This is a genomic window from Alistipes sp. cv1, from assembly GCF_900240235.1.
In the GTDB taxonomy this organism is placed as follows: Bacteria; Bacteroidota; Bacteroidia; order Bacteroidales; family Rikenellaceae; genus Alistipes_A; species Alistipes_A hominis.
Genome location: NZ_OEPW01000001.1, coordinates 861,268 through 884,268 on the forward strand (window position 1 = coordinate 861,268; position 23,001 = coordinate 884,268).

At 58.1% G+C, this 23,001-nt stretch carries 18 protein-coding genes; 9 read left to right on the top strand and 9 right to left on the bottom strand.

Going from position 1 to position 23,001, the window contains the following annotated elements; translation table 11 throughout:
• Nucleotides 1-36: 36 nt before the first annotated feature.
• From C1A08_RS03580 to C1A08_RS03605, 6 genes are all read right to left on the bottom strand, one after another.
• Nucleotides 37-1,110: an RluA family pseudouridine synthase gene (locus tag C1A08_RS03580; RefSeq protein ID WP_101571428.1), complete on the bottom strand. Its 1,074-nt coding sequence runs from the start codon at nucleotides 1,108-1,110 to the stop codon at nucleotides 37-39.
• A gap of 14 nt (nucleotides 1,111-1,124) precedes the next feature.
• Nucleotides 1,125-2,009, bottom strand: a complete 885-nt coding sequence (locus tag C1A08_RS03585; protein ID WP_101571430.1) for a PASTA domain-containing protein — start codon at nucleotides 2,007-2,009, stop codon at nucleotides 1,125-1,127.
• A 51-nt stretch (nucleotides 2,010-2,060) separates the two neighbouring features.
• Entirely contained in the window at nucleotides 2,061-3,149 is a 1,089-nt protein-coding gene (locus tag C1A08_RS03590; protein ID WP_101571432.1) for a CofH family radical SAM protein, read from the bottom strand.
• A gap of 76 nt (nucleotides 3,150-3,225) precedes the next feature.
• Nucleotides 3,226-3,381 (bottom strand): 50S ribosomal protein L34, encoded by a 156-nt coding sequence (gene rpmH / locus C1A08_RS03595; protein WP_055202174.1) that lies wholly within the window; start codon nucleotides 3,379-3,381, stop codon nucleotides 3,226-3,228.
• 161 nt (nucleotides 3,382-3,542) lie between these two features.
• Complete coding sequence (gene rsmG / locus C1A08_RS03600; protein ID WP_101571433.1) at nucleotides 3,543-4,166, bottom strand: 16S rRNA (guanine(527)-N(7))-methyltransferase RsmG; 624 nt, start codon at nucleotides 4,164-4,166, stop codon at nucleotides 3,543-3,545.
• Nucleotides 4,167-4,292: 126 nt separating this feature from the next.
• Nucleotides 4,293-5,282, bottom strand: a complete 990-nt coding sequence (locus tag C1A08_RS03605) for a polyprenyl synthetase family protein (protein WP_055202178.1) — start codon at nucleotides 5,280-5,282, stop codon at nucleotides 4,293-4,295.
• Nucleotides 5,283-5,555: 273 nt separating this feature from the next.
• On the opposite strand from C1A08_RS03605, the gene C1A08_RS03610 reads away from it, so the two are divergent.
• From C1A08_RS03610 to C1A08_RS03650, 9 genes are all read left to right on the top strand, one after another.
• Nucleotides 5,556-6,284, top strand: coding sequence for a lysophospholipid acyltransferase family protein (locus C1A08_RS03610; protein ID WP_101571643.1), 729 nt, complete (start codon nucleotides 5,556-5,558; stop codon nucleotides 6,282-6,284).
• A 37-nt stretch (nucleotides 6,285-6,321) separates the two neighbouring features.
• Nucleotides 6,322-8,175 carry a DNA topoisomerase IV subunit B gene (locus C1A08_RS03615; protein ID WP_101571435.1) on the top strand — a complete coding sequence of 618 codons (1,854 nt, stop codon included), beginning with the start codon at nucleotides 6,322-6,324 and terminating at the stop codon, nucleotides 8,173-8,175.
• 43 nt (nucleotides 8,176-8,218) lie between these two features.
• Nucleotides 8,219-11,023: a DNA gyrase/topoisomerase IV subunit A gene (locus C1A08_RS03620; RefSeq protein ID WP_101571437.1), complete on the top strand. Its 2,805-nt coding sequence runs from the start codon at nucleotides 8,219-8,221 to the stop codon at nucleotides 11,021-11,023.
• A gap of 19 nt (nucleotides 11,024-11,042) precedes the next feature.
• Complete coding sequence (locus C1A08_RS03625; RefSeq protein ID WP_055202182.1) at nucleotides 11,043-11,567, top strand: shikimate kinase; 525 nt, start codon at nucleotides 11,043-11,045, stop codon at nucleotides 11,565-11,567.
• Between the two features lie 5 nt (nucleotides 11,568-11,572).
• Entirely contained in the window at nucleotides 11,573-12,298 is a 726-nt protein-coding gene (locus C1A08_RS03630) for a DUF3298 and DUF4163 domain-containing protein (protein ID WP_101571439.1), read from the top strand.
• 52 nt (nucleotides 12,299-12,350) lie between these two features.
• On the top strand, nucleotides 12,351-16,055 hold the full coding sequence (gene purL / locus C1A08_RS03635; protein ID WP_101571441.1) for a phosphoribosylformylglycinamidine synthase: 3,705 nt from the start codon (nucleotides 12,351-12,353) through the stop codon (nucleotides 16,053-16,055).
• A complete protein-coding gene (gene murI / locus C1A08_RS03640) occupies nucleotides 16,048-16,833 on the top strand; it encodes a glutamate racemase (protein WP_055202188.1) in 786 nt (261 codons plus the stop codon). The genes purL and murI overlap by 8 nt, the downstream gene beginning before the upstream one ends.
• A gap of 54 nt (nucleotides 16,834-16,887) precedes the next feature.
• Nucleotides 16,888-19,704 carry an FtsK/SpoIIIE family DNA translocase gene (locus tag C1A08_RS03645; RefSeq protein WP_101571443.1) on the top strand — a complete coding sequence of 939 codons (2,817 nt, stop codon included), beginning with the start codon at nucleotides 16,888-16,890 and terminating at the stop codon, nucleotides 19,702-19,704.
• Between the two features lie 85 nt (nucleotides 19,705-19,789).
• The gene (locus C1A08_RS03650; RefSeq protein WP_101571445.1) at nucleotides 19,790-20,446 is read left to right on the top strand and encodes a LolA family protein; all 657 of its coding nucleotides are present in this window, start codon (nucleotides 19,790-19,792) and stop codon (nucleotides 20,444-20,446) included.
• Nucleotide 20,447: 1 nt separating this feature from the next.
• On the opposite strand, the gene C1A08_RS03655 is transcribed toward C1A08_RS03650, so the two are convergent.
• From C1A08_RS03655 to C1A08_RS03665, 3 genes are all read right to left on the bottom strand, one after another.
• Nucleotides 20,448-21,125, bottom strand: coding sequence for a DNA alkylation repair protein (locus tag C1A08_RS03655; protein WP_101571447.1), 678 nt, complete (start codon nucleotides 21,123-21,125; stop codon nucleotides 20,448-20,450).
• Nucleotides 21,126-21,134: 9 nt separating this feature from the next.
• Complete coding sequence (locus C1A08_RS03660; RefSeq protein ID WP_101571449.1) at nucleotides 21,135-22,157, bottom strand: DUF4831 family protein; 1,023 nt, start codon at nucleotides 22,155-22,157, stop codon at nucleotides 21,135-21,137.
• A 72-nt stretch (nucleotides 22,158-22,229) separates the two neighbouring features.
• Nucleotides 22,230-22,949: a tRNA1(Val) (adenine(37)-N6)-methyltransferase gene (locus C1A08_RS03665; protein ID WP_055202198.1), complete on the bottom strand. Its 720-nt coding sequence runs from the start codon at nucleotides 22,947-22,949 to the stop codon at nucleotides 22,230-22,232.
• Nucleotides 22,950-23,001: the final 52 nt, after the last annotated feature.

The following is a 23,001-nucleotide window of genomic DNA, read 5'->3' on the forward strand; positions in this document are numbered from 1 at the left end:
AATCCGCCCGTTTCGTTTCACCCCGTTCACCGGCCGTCAACAACCGCCCTCCTCCGGGCGAGCCGAAACGTAATTCCGCCACCGGTCGAGCACCGTCCGCATATCGTCCGGCATCTCGCTCTCGAAAAAAACCTCCTTCCCGGTCGCCGGATGGATGAACCCGAGACTACGGGCATGCAATCCGTGGCGCGGCATCGTCCGGAAACAATTTTCGACGAACTGTTTGTATTTCGAGAAAGTCGTTCCTTTCAGTATCCGATCGCCGCCGTAACGTTCGTCGTTGAACAACGGATGACCGATGTATTCCATATGCACCCGGATCTGGTGCGTGCGCCCGGTTTCGAGCCGGCATTCGATCAGATTGACGTAACCGAGCCGTTCGAGCACCCGGTAATGGGTTACGGCGTGTTTGCCGCCGTCGCCGTCCGGGAAGACAGCCATTTTCAGCCGGTCGCGCACGCTGCGGCCGATATTTCCGACGACCGTGCCCTCGTCGGCCTCTATATTGCCCCACACCAGCGCATGATAGACCCGATGGATCGAATGATCGAAAAACTGTTTGGCCAGGCGCGCATGCGACCGTTCGTTCTTGGCAACTACGAGGATACCGGACGTATTCTTGTCGATTCGGTGCACCAAACCGGCCCGCATATCGCCGTCGCGGAACAGCGGCAGATCCTTCAGATGATAGGTCAACGCGTTGACCAGCGTTCCCGAATAGTTCCCGTGACCGGGATGCACCACCATGCCGGCCGGCTTGTTGACGATAATCAGGTCGTCGTCTTCGTAACGGATGTCCAACGGTATGTTTTCAGGAATGATCTCCACTTCCCGCAACGGATAGGGCATCACGATCGATACCCGATCCAGCGGTTTGACTTTATAACTCGACTTGACGGGCACGCCGTTCACCAGGATATTGCCGGCGTCCGCCGCCGTCTGAATCCGGTTCCGCGAAGCGCCTTCCATCCGGTTGGTCAGGAACTTGTCGATTCGCAACAGGTTCTGGCCTTTGTCGACCGTCACGCTGTAGTGTTCGTACATCTCCTCCGTCGGGTCCGCCCCGTCGGTCAGTTCGGGATCGTCCCCCAGCAAATCCTCTTCGTTCATCCGGACTGGAATATTTATTCTTCGACTTCGCTTTCCGTCGCAGCCAGGCTGTCGGCCAATTCCCGAACGGCCTTTCGAGCATCCCGGTCGGACTGCTTGCGCCCTGCCTCGAGCTTCTTATCATCGAGAGTCAGCGAGAAATTCACCTTCGTTCCCAGCGTCCGGCGGCTGCCCGTGGCGGGCGACTGCGCATGAACCCGGGCGTCCACTTCGTTCAGGGCCGTAATCCCTTCGTCGCGAGTGATCTTGCCTACGTTGAAACCGGCTTCCCAAAGGCGGCTTTTCGCCTCCCGTGCCGTAAACCCGACTAGCTGCGGGATCTGCTGCACGTTTCCTTCTTCGCCCATGCCGACGACCAGCGTAACGCCCGACCCCATTTCGGTCTGCAACTTGCTGCCCGGCTGCACCACCTTACCGGCGCAACGCTCTTCCAGCACATAATTGGTCGCAATGTCGCTCTTATAGATCAGCTCCTTGATTTCCAGACCGGCCATCTCCAGGTTGTTTTTCGCCTGACGCAACGAGAATCCGGTCACATAGGGAACGGTCACCATCTTCTGATGGAACGAATTGATCGTCACGAAAATATGACGGCCGGATTTCACCCGGGCCCCGGCCGACGGGTTCTGTTCCAGGATCACGCCGCCCGGATAGGCCGGGACATACAACGAATCGTTGACCTCGATCTTCAGCGAAGCCCCCTTTCCGGCCTTGACGGCCTCCTCGACGGTCATCCCGCTGAAATCGGGAACGTCGCGCACTTGTCCGTGGCGAGTAAAAAGATTCAGCAGCAAATTCACAACGCACATAAACACGATGATCGCACAGGCAGCCAGCACCAGATTGCGCGAAATCGGATTGCCGTTGATCTTCCGGGCCAGTTTTCTCAGAAAGTCCATATCGTACGGTTAAGACGACCGGTTCGACCGGTCAATTCCGGGTTAAATATACTACTTTTTAACCGGATTGTAAAACGTATCGCGTTCGACGGGCAGATATCCCGCATCGCGGATCAGCCGCTCCATATCGGCGGCGGTCATGGCCGGAGACTGGTCCTCGGCTCCCGCCATCGAGTAGATTTTCGTGCTGTCGTCGATCGTGCCGTCCATATCGTCGGCCCCGAACGCCAGCGCGATCTGCGCCGTCGTCTTGCCGAACATCGGCCAGTAGGCTTTGATATGCGGAAAATTATCGAGGTAAACACGCGCCAGGGCCGTCATCCGCATATCTTCGACGACACTCACTTCGCCTACTTCGGACATGGAGTTGTGCCGGCTGCGGTACTTCAGCGGAATGAACGCGTTGAAGCCGCCCGTTTCGTCTTGCAGCGTGCGGAGCCGGTCGAGGTGGTCGATGCGGTGTTCCCAGTTTTCGACATGCCCGTACAGGATCGTCGCATTGGTCGAAATCCCGATCCGGTGCGCTTCGCGGTGCATCGCAAGCCACGTTTCGGAACTCCCTTTCTCCGGGCAGATCCGCGCACGGATCGCTTCGTCGAAAATCTCGGCGCCGCCGCCGGGAATCGCCTCCATGCCGGCTTCCTTGAGCAATGCGAGGCCGTCGTGCGGGGTCAGTCCCGCCTTGTCGATCATATAGGCCAGTTCGATCGCCGTGAACGCCTTGACCGAAGCCTGCGGCAGAATCCGCTTTACCTTCCGGATCAGATCGGCATAATAATAGATGTCGTGTTGCGGATGCACTCCGCCGACGATGTGAATCTCGGTAGCCCCGCTATCGCGGTGCGCTTCCACCTGCGCGAGGATCTCCTCTTCCGAATAATCCCACGCGTCGGAAGCTCCCGCCGGTCGCCGGTACGAACAGAACCGGCAGTTGAAAACGCAGATATTGGTCGGCTCAATGTGGAAATTGCGGTTATAATAGACCTCGCGGCCGCTTTTACGCTCCTTGACCCGCGAGGCCAGCAACCCCAGCAGCGCCAGCGGCGCACCGGCCAACACCGACGCTTCGTCGCGGCTCAGGCGCTGCGAACGGTCGACCTTTTCGGCCAGCGACTCATACTTTCCGGATAACCCAAACATGATTCCTAAAATATTTACGGTACGAAAAAAGGCTGCCAAATGCTTAGCAGCCCCTTCATTTCTCTGTCAGGAACGATTATTTCCAACGGGTGTCGTCGGAAACGGTCAACTTCTTGCGTCCTTTCGCGCGACGGGCGGCAAGCACCTTGCGACCGTTGGCAGTAGACATTCTTTCACGGAAACCGTGCTTGTTGATCTTTTTTCTCTGAGAGGGTTGAAAAGTCCTTTTCATCGCGTTTTATGTTTTTATCTATTTTCGTTTCTCTTGTCCTGCGTCCGATTCGCACGCAACGGAGTGCAAAGGTAAAACATTTTTGATTTATACAAAAACTTTTTGAGAAAAATAAGCATACCAGCGAAATAGCCGATACGGGAAATGCGCCGTCCGTCCCCCTATTTCGGAAAGTAAACCACTTTTTTGGTTTCGAAAAACGGCTCGCCGAAGAAATCCGGAATATCGAACACCGTGTACGGTTTGCCCACCGCATCCAATTCGGCGTCCAGGTCGCCGCCCTTGAGGTACAGTATGCCCCCTGCCAGCGATCCGGCCCCGGCGACCGGTTCCAGCTTGTTCCACACCCAACCGACGAACGGTTTCATTTCGGTGACGGCCCGGCTGACGACGAAATCGAATTTTCCGGGCATCTGCTCGACGCGGCTGTGAACGCCTTCTACGTTCGAAATTCCCGCCGCACGGGAAATCTCCCGCACGACCCGGATCTTCTTGCCGATCGAATCGACCAGCGTGAAACGAACCTCCGGGAAAAGGATGGCCAGCGGAATCCCCGGGAAACCGCCTCCGCACCCCACGTCCAGCACCCGCGCACCGGGGTGGAACGCACACACCTTCGCGATGGCCAGCCCGTGCAGCACATGCCGCAGGTAAAGCTGGTCGATGTCCTTACGCGAAACGACGTTGATCCGGTCGTTCCATTCGCGGTACAACGCCCCGAGAGCGGCGAACCGTTCCCGCTGTACGGCCGTAAGTTCCGGAAAATATTTCAGAATGAGTTCCATGTTCTGTTTGTCATGAATTCCGCCCGTTGCCCGATCCGGCGGCAAGTCGGCCGCGCAAACCGTTCCGTCGGACAGGCGGCCTTTCGGAAAAAAGGCGAGCGTTCGATCCCGTAAAAGATTTCAAAATCACTTATCGCGCGAAAGAACGAAATCGGCGAACAAATGCAGCGAACGAAGTACGTCGGACTCCGGATAGCCTTCCAGGAAGGCCAGCGCCCGATTCCGGTATTCGGTCATGCACTGCCGCGCATACGCGATGCCGTCGCTGTCGAGCACCGCCTTGCACAGATAATCGACGTTTTTAGGCGAATTACGCACGTCGCTGAGTTTGGCGACCAGCTTCCGGCGGCGTTCGGGCGCACTCTGGTCCAGCAAGCGAAGCAGCGGCAGCGTGATCTTGCGTTCGCGCATATCGCCTCCGGCCGGTTTGCCGGTCACCTCCATCGGCGAATAGTCCAGAATATCGTCCTTGATCTGAAACGCGATGCCCAGGTGATCGCCGAACTGCCTGAGAGCCGCCACGCGGTCGGCAGGCGCACCTACCGAAATCGCCCCGACCGCAGCGCAAGCTCCCAGCAGCGAAGCGGTCTTCTTATAGATGATATCGTAATAGATCGCTTCGGTCATCGCCAGTTTCTCGGTCTGTTCGGTCTGGATCAGCTCCCCCTCGCAAACTTCGTGGATCGAACGGGTCACCTCGGTCAGCATGTCCCAGCCCCCGTTTTGCAAGCTCACGTGATACGTGCGGGCGAAAATATAATCGCCGATCAGCACAGCCGTGCGCGAATGCCACAGCGCATTGACCGACGGAGCGCTGCGACGCACGTAAGCCTCGTCCACCACATCGTCGTGGATCAGCGAAGCCGTATGGATCATCTCGACGAGCGAGGCTCCCATGTAGCTGCGATCGGCCACTTCGCCGTGCAACGCCGCCGACAGCAACACCAGCAACGGACGCAGTTGCTTGCCCCGGTTACTCAGGATGTAATCGGTGATGGAAGCGACGTAGCGGTTGTCGCTGTGAAGGATGGAAGCTATATACTCCTCATAGCTGCGGATTTTTCCGGCTATGGGAAGCTGTATCTCTTCGAGCGTAATTTTCCGAGTCTCTTTCATCGAACCACAAATATCCGAGATTTTTCCGAATCGTCAAAATTTAATCGGAGTTTTTACCGTATGCGACACAAACCGGATGCGGCGCGGCGCAGACAACACGAACCGCCCGAGTCCGTTTTACAGATTAGAAGAGAAGCCCGTAAGCGTCCCGACAGGCTTTTGCGTAGGGACCGGTTGTGATTAATTGTTGATAAATGATCCGGAAATCCGGCGGAAAAACCGAAAATTTATGCTAAACTTGCATGGTTCTAAAATTTGGGGAAATCTGCGTTTATGGTAAGATCTATATTGTACTACATCCTTTTGGTTGTGTTCACGTTACTCTGTTTCATCCCGTTCGCAGTCCTATTTTTGCTGACGGTGCTTTTCGACCGGGAACGGGTGGTGCTGCACTGGGCCTCGCGGATGTGGTCGTACGGGATTTTCAGGTTGTGCCCCTGGTGGCGCATACGGATAGAAGGCGCCGAAAAAATCGACCGCAGTCGGCCGTGGGTGATCGTCACGAACCATCAGTCGATGCTCGACATCCCGCTGATGTACGTACTGCCCACGACGTTCAAATGGGTATCGAAAAAAGAGGTGCAGAAAATGCCCGTTTTCGGTTGGGTGCTGTGGATGCACGGCGACATTCCGGTCGAACGCGGCTCGCGGGGCAGCGCCAAACAGATGCTCGAACGCTGCCGGCAGCGGTTGTCGCGCGGAACGTCGGTGATCGTCTTCCCGGAAGGGACGCGCACCAAGACGGGAGAGATCGGACGGTTCAAAGACGGGGCTTTCTTGGTGGCCAAGCATGCCGGCGTGGGCATCCAACCGGTCGTGATCGACGGCACGTGGAGCCTGAACGACGGCTGGCGGCTGCGGATGCCGCATACGTTCCGGGTAAAGGTGCTCGACGCGCTGCCTGCGGAATACGTAGCGTCGAAGGAAGCCCGCGAACTGGCCGTCGAAATGGAAAACCGGATGCGGACGGCGCACCTGCAAATGACCGGAAAACAACAATAAACGAAAAATAAAAGAGATAGGAGCACGAGAATCGACTATGGGTATGGTTGCAGATTACGGGGACGAACACATCCGGACACTGGATTGGAAAGAGCACATCCGGCGGCGGCCGGGTATGTATATCGGGAAACTCGGCGACGGAACGTCCGCCGACGACGGGATCTACATCCTGATCAAAGAGGTGCTGGACAACTCCGTAGACGAATACATGATGGGCTTCGGCAAGAGCATCGACATCACGATCGCGGACGACAAGACCGTCACCGTACGCGACTACGGACGCGGCGTGCCGCTCGGCAAACTGGTGGACGTGGCGTCGAAGATGAACACCGGCGCGAAATACGACTCGAAAGCGTTTAAAAAATCGGTCGGACTGAACGGCGTCGGCATCAAGGCGGTCAACGCGCTGTCGGACGCTTTCCTGATCCGCAGCGTGCGCGACGGCGAAGCCCGCAGCGTGCGGTTCGAGAAGGGGAACGAAATCGCGGACGTGTCCGAAAGCGGCGTCGGCGAAAAGAACGGGACGATGGTGTCGTTCCATGCCGACGAAAGCGTTTTCGGCAGCTACGACTTTCACATGGAATACGTGGAGTCGATGGTACGCAACTACACTTACCTGAACGCCGGGCTGACGATCAGGGTCAACGGGCAGGCGTTCGTCTCGAAAAACGGGCTGCTCGACCTGCTGCAGGAAAACCTCGGCGAAGAGCCGCTCTACCCGCCCGTTCACCTCTGCGGAGAGGACATCGAAGTGGTCATCACGCACGGGCACGGCTACGGCGAAACCTACTACTCGTTCGTCAACGGTCAGCATACGACGCAGGGCGGAACGCATCAGACCGCTTTCCGCGAAGGGATCGCCAAGACGATCAAGGAATTTTACAAAAAGGACTACGATGCGGCAGACGTCCGCACGTCGGTGATCGCGGCGATCAGCGTCAAAGTCGAGGAGCCGATGTTCGAATCGCAGACCAAAACGAAACTCGGTTCGAAAGAGATGGGCCCGAACGGGCCTACGGTGCGGAACTTCATCGTCGATTTTCTGAAAACGGAACTCGACAATTTCCTGCACAAACACCCGGAAACGGCCGATATCCTGCAAAAAAAAATACAGGAAAACGAAAAAGAGCGCAAGGCGATCTCGGGCATTCAGAAAAAGGCCCGAGAGATGGCCAAAAAAGTGAGCCTGAACAACAAGAAACTGCGCGACTGCCGCATCCACCTGACCGACAAGAACGACCGCGCCGAAGAGTCGATGATCTTCATCACCGAGGGTAATTCGGCCAGCGGCTCGATCACCAAATCGCGCGACGTGAATACGCAGGCCGTGTTCAGCCTCCGGGGCAAGCCGCTGAACTGCTTCGGGCTAACAAAAAAAATCGTTTACGAGAACGAGGAATTCAACCTGCTGCAGGCGGCGCTGAACATCGAGGAGGACATGGACAACCTGCGCTACAACAAGATCGTCGTGGCGACCGATGCCGACGTCGACGGGATGCACATCCGTTTGCTGCTGATGACTTTCTTCCTACAGTTCTTTCCGGAAGTGATCCGTTCGGGACACCTGTACATTTTGCAGACGCCGCTGTTCCGCGTCCGCAACCGACGGGAAACGCGCTACTGTTACAGCGAGGAAGAGCGGCAACGGGCGGTCGACCAACTGGGCCCGAACCCCGAAATCACGCGATTCAAAGGATTGGGCGAAATCTCGGCCGACGAGTTCAAAGAGTTCATCGGCGAAAACATGCGGCTCGACAAAGTGCGGCTGACCAAGGAAGACCCGGTCGCCGATCTGCTCGAATTCTACATGGGCAAGAACAGCATGGAACGCCAGGGCTTCATCATCGGCAACCTGCGGATCGAGGCCGATTACGTGGACAACCTGATTTAAACGCGATCCGGACTATTTTCAGGCAAGGAACACAACACCAGACATGAACGAAGAACAAAATATCAACAACCGCCGGGACGACCTCCCGGCCGGCGCGGAAACGGACGGAGGAAATAACGCCCGCGCCGGAAAATACGGACGTCTGACCGACGACAAACCCGACCGGCGCAAACTGACCGGCATGTACCAGGACTGGTTTCTGGATTACGCATCGTACGTGATCCTCGAACGCGCCGTGCCGCATGTCGAAGACGGGCTGAAGCCGGTGCAGCGGCGCATCCTGCACGCGATGAAGAAACTGGACGACGGCCGGTACAACAAAGTGGCGAACATCATCGGGTCGACGATGCAATACCACCCGCACGGCGACGCCTCGATCGGTGACGCGCTGGTGCAACTCGGGCAGAAAGACCTGCTGATCGACTGCCAGGGAAACTGGGGCAACGTGCTGACCGGCGACGGAGCCGCCGCCCCGCGTTACATCGAGGCGCGGCTGTCGAAATTCGCGCTGGACGTGGTGTTCAACCCGAAAGTCACCGAATGGATGCTGTCGTACGACGGGCGGAATCAGGAACCGGTAACGCTGCCTGTCAAATTCCCGCTGTTGTTGGCCCAGGGAGTCGAGGGCATCGCGGTCGGACTGGCATCGAAAATCCTGCCACATAACTTCAACGAACTGATCGACGCGAGCATCGCCTACCTCCGGGGCGGCGACTTCGAAATTTACCCGGATTTTCCGACCGGGGGGCTGGCCGACGTATCGCGCTATAACGACGGACTGCGCGGCGGAGCGGTCAAAGTGCGCGCCCGGATCAACAAGATCGACAAACGGACGCTGGCGATCACCGAAATTCCGTTCGGCACGACCACCGAGTCGATCAAGGATTCGATCATCCGCGCGAACGACAAAGGCAAGATCAAAATCAAGAAGGTCGACGACAATACGTCCGACAAGGTCGAGATCGTAATTCACGTCAGCAACGACGAGTCGTCCGACCGGACGATCGACGCGCTGTACGCGTTCACCGACTGCGAAGTGTCGATCTCGCCGAACGCCTGCGTCATCATGGACGAGAAACCTCACTTCATGGGCGTCCGCGAAATCCTGCGACGCTGCGCCGACCATACCAAAGAACTGCTCAAACGCGAGCTGGAGATCCGGATGGAAGAACTCGAACAAGATTGGCACATGTCGTCGCTCGAAAAGATCTTCATCGAGAACCGGATTTACCAGTTGATGGAAGAGTGCACCTCGCGGGAAGCGGCCTACGCCGCCGTCGGCAAGGGACTCGAACCGTTCGCCCGCCTGCTACGGCGCGAAATCACGCTCGACGACATCGTCAAACTGACCGAACTGCGAATGATCCGCATTTCGCGCTACGATGCGTTCAAAGCCGACGAACACATCCGCAACGTAGAGGACGAGATCAAGCAGGTGAAGCACGACCTGGCACACCTGATCGACTACGCGGTCGCCTACTTTACGCGGATACGCGATAAATACGGTAAAAACTGCGAGCGGAAAACCGAACTGCGCAGTTTCGACTCGATCGAAGCGACGAAAGTGGTCGTGGCGAACGCCAAGCTGTATGTCAACCGCGAAGAGGGATTTTTCGGGATCGGAGCGGCGATGCGTAAGGACGAGTTCGTCTGCGACTGCTCGGACATCGACGACGTGATCGTCATCACGAAGGAAGGCAAATACATCATCACGAAAGTGTCGGACAAGGCGTTCTTCGCGAAGAACATTTATTATATAGGTATCTTCAAGCGCAACGACGAACGGACGATCTACAACGTGCTGTACCGCGACGGGCGCAACGGGCCGGTGATGATGAAACGTTGCGCGATCAAAGGAATCACGCGCGACCGCGAATACGACATCACCAAAGGAACGCCGAAAAGCGATATCTTGTACATGAGCGTCAACCCGAACGGCGAAGCCGAAATCCTGAAGGTTTACTTCAAACCGAGGCCGAGGCTCAAAAAGCTGATCGTCGACCTGAACTTCAGCGAACTGGCGATCAAAGGGCGGCAATCGCAGGGCAACCTGTTCTCGCGCTACGCGATCCATAAGATCGTATTGAAGGAGCGCGGCGCATCGACCCTCGGCGGCGTGGACGTATGGTACGACGACGAAATCCGTCGGCTGAACACCGACGGGCGCGGCGAATTGCTCGGCGAATTCGTCGGCGACGACAAGTTGATCGTAATGACCGGCAAAGGGCTTTATTACACGGCGAACTACGACCTGGGCCTGCATTTCCCGGAGGACACGATCCGCGTCGAAAAATACGACAGCGACCGGATCTATTCGGTCGTCTATTTCGACGGAGAACAGAACTACTACTACGTCAAGCGGTTCAATGCCGAATCGAGCGACAACAAAATGCAGAATTTCGTCGAAGACACCGCCGGATCGTACATGGTGGCGATCAACAGCGACACCTATCCGCAGTTGCAGGTCGTTTACGGCGGACACAACGCCGGGCGGCCCGACGACACGATCGACGTCGACGAGTTCATCGGAGTGAAGAGCCACCGGGCGAAAGGGAAACGAGTCACGACGCTCGACGTGGATAAAATCGTATTCGCCGAACCGCTCGACAAGGAACCGCGGCCGGAGGAGACGCCCGGACGTCCGGACGACGAAAACGGAGCGGAAGAGACTTCCGGAAAGACCGGGAAGACCGCGCCGGAACGCAGCAGCGCGCCCGACGCCGGCGGTGCCGGCAAAACCGCTCCCCCGAAAAATTACGTCGCGGGGGATACCGTCGAGTTCGACATCGCCGCCGAAGAAGAACAGCTGCAGAACACCAAACAGATGAACCTGTTCGGGGAAGAATAATGTAAAACCGATCCGAAAGATGCTGATATTTTTAGTGGGATACATGGGCTGCGGCAAAAGCACGATCGGCCGGACACTGGCAAAACAACTCGGCGTCCGGTTTCTGGATATGGATACGCTGCTCGAACAGCGCTGCGGCAAAAGCGTTGCCGAAATCTTCACAGAAACAGGCGAAACCGGATTCCGGCAGTCCGAACGCGAAGTGCTGGCCGAGCTGACCTCCGAACGGGAGGCCATCGTGGCGACCGGCGGCGGCGCGCCGTGTTTCTTCGACAACATGGAAACGATGAACCGCGCGGGACTGACGGTCTATTTCAAAATGAGTCCCGAGAAACTGGCCGGGCGCCTCGAACACGGCAAGGCGAAACGGCCGCTGCTGCGCGACAAAAGCGAAGAAGAATTGATCGGTTTTATCCGCGAAAATGTCGCAAAACGCGAAAAGTACTACATGCAGGCAAAGCTGATCATCGACTGCGACGGAGTCCGGGACGACTACATCGCACATCACATCGCCGAATACATCGAAACGAAAAAAGAGCAGTAAATCCGATGAAAAACCTGTTTTACCTTCTGATTCTGGCCGCCGTAACGGGATGCTCCCCGTCGGGTTCGCAGCTTTCGTGGCGACAAGAGACTTTCGGACACAGCACTTTCACCGCAGACAGCGATTATGTCGAAGTGAGCTATCCGGTTGCGGCGGGAGGGCGAAGCGCCGATTCGATCAATCGGAAAATCGCCGACCGAATTAAAACCGGTTTCGGCTTGACGGACGAAGAATACGCCCGAATGACGCCGCAGCAGGCGACCGACTCGCTATTGGCGCGCAAAAACCGCGATCCGCAGACCGCCCGTCTTCCTTACGACTTGCGTTTCCACGGAGAGATCCGTCAATGCGGTAAGGTAACGTCGTTGCGGTGCACCGTCTATACCCTGACCGGCGGGGCGCACGGTTTGCTGACCAACCTGTTTTTCAATTTCGATACGGAAAGCGGAAAGCCGCTGGATAAAGCCGATCTGTTTTCCGATACCGCCGGACTGCAACGGCTGAACCGGCAATATTTCGCGAAGCACCTTTCGGACGCAGCTCTGAGCGAAGACGCTTTGTTTGTTGGAACGGATCAATTACCTTTGCCGGAAAATGTGGGCATCGACAGCAGCGGCGTGACCATGCTGTACAATCCGTACGAGGTGGCTCCTTACGCGATCGGAACGATCGAATACCGGATTCCGTACGAACAGGCCGAGCCGCTGCTGAAACGGATCGCCCGCCGGTAGCGACCGCGCGGCCGGACGACATAAAAACGAATAAACATTAAACCCTATAACGATGATCCTGTTTTTCAAGAAAGACGATACCGTATATGCCGTTCAGGCGACGACGGAATTTTCTGCGGAAGAGATATCCCGGCTGCAATGGCTTTTCGGCGGAGCCGAACACCTCGGGGCCGAAAGCCTCGAAGGTATTTTCATCGGCCCGCGCCGCGAAATGATTACGCCGTGGAGTACCAACGCCGTCGAAATCACGCAGAACATGGGCCTGCACGGCATCCTGCGGATCGAGGAATTCGCCGAAGCGCAGGACGAAAACGCCGCGTTCGACCCGATGCTGAAGCGGAAATACCATACGATCGACCAGCAGGTATTCACGATCAGCAAGCAGCCCGACCCGGTAGTTTACATCGACGACATCGCCGCTTACAACAAACAGGAAGGGCTGGCGCTCAGCGAAGAAGAGATCGCCTACCTGGAGGACGTCAGCCGGCGCGTAGGGCGTAAGCTGACCGACAGCGAGGTATTCGGTTTCTCGCAGGTCAACTCGGAACACTGCCGCCACAAGATTTTCAACGGACAATTCGTCATCGACGGCGAGGAGAAGGACACGACCCTTTTCGGGCTGATCCGCAAAACCACGAACGAGCACCCCGGCCGCGTCGTTTCGGCCTACAAAGACAACTGCGCCTTCCTACAAGGCCCGAAGGCCGAACAGTTCGCCCCTGCGACCCACGACACGTCGGACTATTTCGAGATCAAGGAGTTCGAGAGCGTCATTTCGATCAAGGCCGAAACGCACAACTTCCCGACGACCGTCGAGCCGTTCAACGGCGCGGCGACCGGAACCGGCGGCGAGATCCGCGACCGGATCGCCGGCGGCAAGGGGGCGTTCCCGGTAGCCGGAACGGCCGTTTACATGACGGCTTACCCGCGGCTGGACGGCGGACGCGAATGGGAAAAGCAGACCGAAGCCCGCGAGTGGCTGTACCAGACCCCCGAAGACATCCTGATCAAAGCGTCGAACGGCGCGTCGGATTTCGGCAATAAATTCGGGCAGCCGCTGATCTGCGGCAGCCTGCAAACATTCGAACACTTCGAGAACGGCAAGAAATACGGATTCGACAAAGTCATCATGCAGGCCGGCGGCGTAGGCTACGGCCGCAAACAGGACAGCATCAAGGACGAACCGCACGCGGGCGACAAGGTCGTGCTGCTCGGCGGCGACAACTACCGCATCGGCATGGGCGGCGGAGCCGTTTCGTCGGTGGCAACCGGCGAATACGCCGGAGCGATCGAGCTGAACGCCGTGCAGCGTTCGAACCCGGAGATGCAGAAACGGGTTTACAATGCGATCCGGGCCGTATCGGAAGAGGAGATGAACCCGGTCATCTCGATCCACGACCACGGCGCGGGCGGCCACCTGAACTGCCTGAGCGAATTGGTCGAAGCGACCGGCGGCCGAATCGACATGGATCAACTGCCGATCGGCGACCCCACGCTCAGCGCCAAAGAGATCGTCGGCAACGAATCGCAGGAACGCATGGGACTCGTGATGAAGGAAGAACACATCGGGAAACTGCGCCGCATCGCGGAACGCGAACGCGCCCCGTTCTACGTAATCGGCGAAGCGACCGGCGACATGCAGTTCACGTTCGTCAACCATAAAACCGGCGAAAAACCGATCGACCTGAAGTTGGAAGACATGTTCGGCAAGGCGCCGCGCACGGTGCTGAACGACCGCACGGTCGAAGAAACGTTCGAAGAGCCGGCATACCGGGCCGGCAACCTGGTGAAATACCTCGAAAACGTGCTGCAGCTCGAAGCCGTAGCCTGCAAGGACTGGCTGACCAACAAGGTCGACCGGTCGGTGACCGGCCGGATCGCGATGCAGCAGACCGCCGGCAGCATCCAGCTTCCGCTGAACGACTGCGCGGTAGTAGCGCTCGACTACCAGGGAACGCACGGCATCGCCACGGCGCTCGGGCACGCTCCGGCGGCGGCGCTGGCCAATGCGCCGAAAGGATCGGTGCTGGCGATCACCGAAGCGCTGACCAACATCGTGTTCGCGCCGATCGACGGCGGGCTGTCGTCGGTATCGCTGAGCGCAAACTGGATGTGGCCGTGCAAGAATCCGGGCGAGGACGCGCGGCTCTATTCGGCCGTACAAGCGGCCAGCGACTACGCGCTGGCGCTCGGAATCAACATTCCGACCGGCAAGGATTCGCTGTCGATGACGCAGAAATACCGCGACGGCGAACTGGTATACGCCCCCGGTACAGTAATTATCACCTCGGCAGCCGAAGTGTCGGACGTTAAAAAGGCAGTGTCGCCGGCACTCAAGCACCGACGCAGCCAATTGGTATATGTCGATATGAGCCGCTCGGCTTTCGGTCTGGGCGGCAGCAGCCTGGCGCAAACGCTCGGCAGCGTCGGCATGGAAGTGCCGACCGTACAGTCCGCCGATTATTTCTCGAAAGCGTTCGCGGCGGTACAAGGTCTGATCGCCGAAGACAAGGTGCTGGCCGGACACGACGTATCGGCCGGCGGTCTGATCACGGCGCTGCTCGAAATGACCTTTGCGGATAACACGAGCGGCATGGATCTGAGTTTCGCGGCGCTCGGCGAACGCGACATCGTACGGTTGTTGTTCAGCGAAAAACCGGCGCTGGTGCTGCAGGTCGAAAACGGCGTGGAGGTCTGCGAAGACTTGAAATTCGCCGGCGTCGACGCCTATGTAATCGGGGACGTCAACCAGGAGCGCCGGTTCGCGTTCATGCACGACGGACTGGAAATGTCGCTGTTGGTGAATGATCTGCGCGACACATGGTTCAAGACTTCGTACCTGCTCGACCGCCGTCAGAGCGGCCCGCAGAAAGCGGCGCAGCGTTTTGCAAACTACAAGAACCAGGAACTCGTCTACAAATTCCCGGAAAACTTCACCGGGAAACTGTCGCAATGGGAACTCGAAGCGAGCCGCCGCAAACCGTCGGGCATCCGGGCCGCCATCATCCGCGAAAAAGGGATCAACGGCGACCGCGAAATGGCATGGTGCATGCACCTGGCCGGTATGGACGTAAAAGACGTGCATATGACCGACTTGATCGCAGGGCGCGAAACGCTCGAAGACGTGAACCTGATCGTATTTACCGGCGGATTCTCGAACTCGGACGTACTCGGATCGGCCAAAGGCTGGGCCGGAGCGTTCCTGTACAACGAAAAGGCGAAAAAAGCGCTGGACAAGTTCTTCGCGCGTCCCGACACACTGTCGCTCGGCGTCTGCAACGGCTGCCAGTTGATGGTCGAACTGGGGCTGATCACGCCGGCGCACGAGGAAAAACCCCAAATGCTGCACAACGACTCGCACAAGTTCGAGTCGGCCTTCCTCGGCGTACAGATCGAACCGAACGACTCGGTGATGCTGAAATCGCTGTCGGGTAGCCGGCTGGGTATCTGGGTAGCGCACGGCGAAGGAAAATTCCGGCTGCCGTACGAAGAGAGCTGCTACAACATCCCGGTGCGCTACCTTTATCCCGAGTATCCGGCCAACCCGAACGGCAGCGATTACAACGCGGCCGCCATCTGTTCGGTCGACGGCCGTCACCTGGCGATCATGCCGCACCTGGAACGGGCGATACGCCCGTGGAACTGGGCATACTATCCGGAAGAGCGCACCGAAGACGAAGTGACGCCGTGGATCGAGGCATTCGTCAACGCACGCCGGTGGATCGAACGTAAAAAAGGAGAGACGCGCAATGAATAACGCACCGATCGGGGTTTTCGACTCGGGATTGGGCGGATTGACCGTGTGGAGGGAGCTTTACCGGAAACTGCCGCACGAATCGCTGATCTACTACGGCGACGGGAAAAACTGTCCATACGGAGACAAAAACCGCGAAGAGGTGACCGCTTACGTCGATCTGGCCGTCAGGCGGCTGATCGACCGAGGCGTCAAACTGATCGTCGTCGCCTGCAACGCCGCGACGGCGATGGCGATCGATCACCTGAGGCGGAACTACGCGCTGCCGCTGGTCGGGCTCGAACCGGCCGTAAAGCCGGCGGCGATGGCATCGCGCAGCGGAGTGATCGGAATTCTGGCGACGGCGGCGACGCTGAACGGCCGTCTGTTCCGCGAAACGTCGCAACGCTATGCCGACCGGGTGAAAATCCTGACGCAGGTCGGGGAAGGTTTCGTCGAACTGGTCGAAAGCAACCGCGAGCAAACGCCCGAAGCGCTGGCACGGGTCGACAAACTGCTCCGCCCGATGCTCGATGCCGGAGCCGACCAAATCGTACTCGGCTGCACGCACTACCCTTTCCTGTCGGCGGCCATGCGCCGGGTAATCGGGGAACGGCGGGTCGACCTGGTGAATCCGGCGGCGGCGATCGAACGGCAGGCCGAGGCCCTGCTGCGGCGATTCGACCTGCAGGCGGAGCCGGAACATACCCCGCAGTACGATTTTATGACCAGCGCCGACGAAACGTACCGGCAGCGGTTGATCGCCAAAAGCGAGCAGGTACGGACGATGGACATCGATTAAAAAACGCCGGAGCATCCGGCGCGGATAATAAAAACCTGAAAACGGGTTGCAACTATGGCAGTTAAAAAAAACGCGGCAAAACAACCGGAAGTCAAGGGCATGAGCGACACGAAGCGGTGGATCTACGGATTCGCCTTGCTGTTTTTCGCGCTGTTCCTGGCGGTATCGGTGCTGTCGTTCTTCTTTTTCTGGAAGGACGACCAGTCGGTAACGGACTGGACCCATGTATTCATGTCTTCCAAAGAAACCGTCAACGAAGCTCGGGTGCAAAACTGGGGCGGGAAACTCGGAGCCGTCCTGGCCAAAACCGTCGTAGCGGACGGATTCGGGCTGTTCGGGCTGTGCATTCCGGCCGTGCTGATCATCTTTTCGCTGCGGATCATGCGGTTCCGACCGGCGATGCTGCGTAAATCGGTGCGGCTGACGCTGATCCTGATGATCCTCGGGTCGCTGACGCTCGGATTCCTTTTCCGGGGCAATTGGGAAGTGTTCGGCACCGGACTGGGCGGACGGCACGGCATTTCGATCGCCGAATGGCTGGTATCGGTGATCGGAACGATCGGAACCGGGTTGTTGTTGTTGTTGTCGATCGTTCTGTATGCCATCTACATCAACCGCAACACCATCTCGATGATCAACCGCGTCGGCAAAGGGATCGTCGACAACGGGCGTAAAGTCGGCGAAGCCGTATCAACGACCGCGGCCGGCATCCTCAGCCACGAAGCCAAACAGACCGACGACGCGAAACCGGAAACCAAAAGCAAAAAAGGGAAAAAAGAGATCGACGACGACGATCCGTTCATCGTGCGTTCGGCCGACGACGATCCCCCGCTCTATCCGGGCGAGTTGATCGACGACAACGGATTTACGATCGTCGACCGTTCCGGAGCGCCGGCTCTGCCGGAAGAAGAACCCCGACCGGCGCGCACCGGGAAAGTCGAAGTGGACGACGCAGGGTTCGTCATCACGGACATGAACGCCAAAACGGCGCCACCGCCGCCGGAAAAAGACGAAGACGGATTCGTTATCCAGTATGCCAGCGGGGATGAAGCCGAAGAAACGCCCGCTCCCGCGACCGGCAAAACGGACATCGGAACGGATACCTATACGTATCCCGAACCGCCGGTTTCGGCAACGGAGACCGCCTGCCCGCCGGCTCAGGAAACGCAGCAGTTCCAATCCGCTCCCGCATATACCGCCGAGACCCCCGAGACTTCCGGCGCCGAGGCGAAAGACGACGCGTTCGTCGCGGCCGTTCCGGACGGGCTCGATATCGAGGAACGACGCGATCTGACGGTCGAACGGCTGCCGGGAGACGAAAGCCTCAGCGACGAGGAGATCGAAAGCGCGCTGTACGACCCGACGCTCGACCTATCGTCGTACCAGCGCCCGCCGATCGAACTGCTCGAAGACCACAGCGTCGAAGTCAGCGTAACGAGCGAAGAGATCGTCGAAAACAAAAACCGGATCAAAGAAACGCTCGAAAATTTCGGGATCAAGATCGACAAGATCAAAGCGACGGTCGGGCCGACGGTCACGCTGTATGAGATCGTACAGGCTCCCGGCGTTCGTATTTCGAAAATCAAGAACCTCGAGGACGATATCGCGCAGAGTCTCGCCGCGCTCGGCATCCGGATCATCGCGCCGATCCCGGGCAAGGGAACGATCGGCATCGAAGTGCCGAACAAAGACAAGAAGATCGTCTCGATGTACTCGATCATCAAATCGGTGAAGTTCCAGGAATCGGACTACGACATCCCGGTGGTGCTCGGCAAAACGATTCAGGACGAAACGTTCGTCATCGACCTGGCCAAAATGCCGCACCTGCTGGTAGCCGGCGCGACCGGACAGGGCAAATCGGTCGGATTGAACGCGATCATCACGTCGCTGCTGTACAAGAAACATCCGTCGGAACTGAAGCTGGTGCTGGTCGATCCGAAGAAGGTGGAACTGACGCTCTATTCGAAGCTGGAACGTCATTTCCTGGCGAAAATGCCCGGCGAAGAGGACGCGATCATCACCGATACGCACAAGGTGATCTATACGCTCAATTCGCTCTGCATCGAGATGGACGCCCGTTACAACCTGCTGCGGGCCGCCGAGGTGCGTAAGATCACCGAATACAACGACAAATTCATCCACCGAAAGCTGAACCCGAACAAGGGACACCGCTTCCTGCCCTACATCGTCGTAATCATCGACGAGTTCGCCGACCTGATCATGACCGCCGGGCGCGAAATCGAAACGCCGATCGCCCGGATCGCGCAGTTGGCGCGGGCCGTCGGCATCCACCTGGTGATCGCCACGCAGCGACCGACGACCAACATCATCACCGGCGTAATCAAAGCCAACTTCCCGGCGCGGATCGCTTTCCGGGTCACGTCGATGGTCGATTCGCGGACGATCATCGACCAGCCGGGAGCCAACCAACTGATCGGGCGCGGAGACATGCTGGTTTCGACCGGCAACGACCTGATACGCGTACAATGCGCGTTCGTCGATACGCCCGAGATCGAACGGATCACCGAATTCATCGCCGGACAGCGCGGATACGTAGGCGCTTACGAACTGCCGGAATACACGCCGGAAGGAGGCGGAGACACAGGAGCCGCAGGCAGCAAACCGAACGACCTGTCGCAACTGGACGCGATGTTCGAAGACGTCGCCCGTTTCGTGGTACAGAACCAGCAGGGGTCCACCTCGTCGATCCAGCGGCGTTTCTCAATCGGATACAACCGCGCCGGCCGGCTGATGGATCAACTCGAAATGGCCGGCATCGTCGGCAAAGCCGAAGGCAGCAAACCGCGCGAAGTACTGATCCAGGACATTCTGTCGCTGGAACATATTTTCAAGTCGCTCGATAATTTTTAATCGCAGAAACGCGTTTTTACAAAAGAGCAACGGAACCGACCGATTCCGTTGCTTTCGAAGAGAGTTCAAACCTGATTTTTCCGTTATGAAACCACACGACCGATCCAGCCTGCTCCGCAGAATCATCCTGCCGCTGCTGCTCGTTTTCACGCTCACCACGGCTCATGCCGACGAGAAATCCGCGAAACTGATCCGCACGCTATCCGACAAGATCGCTTCCGGCAAAGCGTACGAAATACTCTTTACGGCCAGCATGGAGAACGAGTTCAGCGACGTAGCCGGACGGATCGTCGTCAGCGGCGACCGCTATTACGTCCATGTAAACGATTACGAACTGTTCTGCGACGGCAAGCTGCTATACACCTACAACAGCAACGAAGACGAGGTGACGATCGAAAAGCCCGACCCGAACGACCATTCGCTCCTGTCGAACCCTTCCCGTTTTTTCAAGATGGATGAACAGGATTTCGATAACGCCTATAAAGGAAGCGTCGCGGTCGGCGGACAGACGGCGGAACGGGTGGAACTGACGCCGAAAGTCAAGGGCGCAGGCTACCGGTCGATCCGATTGCTACTCGATCCGCAGAGCGGACTGCCCGTCGGTATCGATTACGACACGGACGGCGCGGGTACCGTCGAAATCAGAATCAGCAAGATCACGCCTGACATCGCTGTCGCGCCCGATCAATTCACATTCGACAAAAAGAAATACAAGGATGTCGAAATAATCGACTTCAGATAATTTACCCGGCCGGATCGAGGTATTCCAACTGCCACCGGAGTTCTTCGGCGACCTGTTGCGGCAAACTTTCCGCAGCCGCTCCGTAAACGGCGATCCGGTCTTCCACCATTCGGCGCATCGACAGGCCGGTACGGGCCAACTGCCGTAAGGCCGTCACAATCCCGCGCAAGACGGCGGAGCTGTCGATTTCCCGAAAAACGAGCTGGTCGATCCGGTCGAAAAACGCCTGTCTCATCGTCTGTTCCATCTCCGGACGCACCGTCGAAGCGGCCGTCAGCAAACCGGCGTAACGCAACAACGGCTTCGGGGAGTCGAGCCACTCAAGCGCAACCCGCTCCGCGCCGGGCGCCTTGCGGAACAGATTATACACCACCTGCTCGACCAATTCGGTATTCGCGAACCCGTCCGCCCACAACCGCATCTGATCCGGCGTAACTTGCTGCGGATCGTCGACGAAAGCGGCAGCCAATTTCAACTCGCGCACCTGCTGACGGTATAAAAGCATCGCCAGGGAGTGCGACGTACCGTACTCCCCGGCAATGCTTCGGATCGTCGGAACCGAAACCCCATAATTCAACGGATAATTCAGTCCCCTGCGTTGCATCGCTTCCGCCACAGCGCCGTTCATCTCTTTTTTCAGGCGTCCCAACAAGCGGATCATCAATGCGGTATCGTTCATTCGGGAACCCTATTTAACGGCCGTAACCGGCACCTGTACCACCACCCCGAACTGATAGATCGGCATCCGTGCCTGGGCGATCTGACGGTTCCCATCGGTCAGCCGGCAGTTCACCATATCGGCTATGCGGTAAAAGACTCCGCCCTTGATCTCCTTGTTCCGGTTCGCCAGCGGAGAGGCCTCGGCCTTTTTCTCAGGGGTCATTTCCAGCGTGATCGGACGGCCCGAAAGGTCGTTGTCGGGCAACAGACCCGCCGTATCGGAGAAGCGGCATACGACCAAAGTATTTTCGTCTTTCGACGGAAGCGCATTGTATTCCCTCGCGACCGTCTGTCGATACTGTTTACCGAGGAACAAAGCCAAATATTCCTGTTCCAGGCGGCTGATCTCGTCCAGAGCCGCCTTCAAACCGCCGCCGAACACATTCTCGCCGGCTTCACCGGTCACCAGATCGAGCCGATGCCGGCGCAACGAAAAGATCATGTTAGCCGCATCCGCCGCCATCGATTCGGCGCTTTTCTCGACCGTGCTCTGCTTGTCGATCGGCACCTTCAGAAAAGCGGTATCGCATTCGACATAGGAAATCACATCCGGGCCGGCGCCCCGCATCCGGACTCCCTTACGTATCGGGCCGGCGATGCCGGCCGGTTCCACGCCGTCCAGCGGGGCCGCAACGAATCCTTCGGGAGTCGGATCGTAAATCCGCACCGGACTTTTGTCCGGATTGTCCAGCGCGTACACTTCCGCCGGATCGGCCTCCTGAACGCCGCAAAGCGTCGCACTCTTGATCGTATAGATATCCTTATCGGCCAGCGGAGCGATCACGCCGAGGTATTTCTGAGCGAACCGGGCATACGGGCCGACGCGCACGCTCTCTTTTTCCGCAACGACACGCACTTTGACCACCGTGCGCGGCAGCGCATAAGCCACCGAGTTGGGATTCGTCATCTGATCCGCCTTATAAGCTTTAACCTGTGCCGAAGCCCCCGTTACCAGGGCGCACAACGCACCTAAAACCAACACTTTTTTCATAATCTATCGTTTTTAATTCGCTATTCTCGCCGAAACAGTACGAACAAAAATACACTATATTTCGAAAAACGCTCACATTTTCAGATAAAAATCTCCGGTCAGCGCCCGGTACCGGTCCGTATAACCCGTTCCGCCTTCCGGCGCAATCGCCAGCACTTCCGTTTCGACGCCCCCCCGGAATGTCCGGAATTCGATCAGCATCCGTTTCGGCACCGTCCCCGGCACCGGGCAAACGGCAAGCGTCCGTGCCGGAAACAGGCCGTATCGGGCCGCCTGCCCGGTAAACGCATCCGCTCCGTCCGCCGGCAGCACGACGCTCAGGCATCCCTTTTCGGTCAACAGCCCGGCCGCTCCGGCCAGCAATTCCGGATGGGGCAGCGAATCGGTATGCCGCGCCCGGGTACGTCCCGGATCGGGACACTTCAGCGAACCGACGAAATAAGGCGGATTGGAGACTATCCGATCGTATTTCCGCGTAGCGTGCCCGCAAAAGGACGCGAAAGACTCACCGAAAAGAGCCAGGCGTTCCGCCCAGGGCGACCCGGCGAAATTTTCCGCGGCATCCGCACAACTGCCGGCATCGATTTCGACGGCGTCGATCCGCGCCGACGGATTCCGCTGGGCCGCCATCAGCGCGATCACGCCGGTACCGGTGCCCACATCCAGCATCCGCGCGCCGTCTCCGCCCGGATCGAACCAGGCGCCGAGCAACACTCCGTCGGTTCCGACCCGCATCGCAGCGCGGCGCTGCCACACCGTAAACCGTTTGAAAGAGAAGTAATCGTTTGCCATAACCCTACGGAAAAGGGGAAGAAAACCGCTTTCCTTCCCCCTCCGTCCGTTC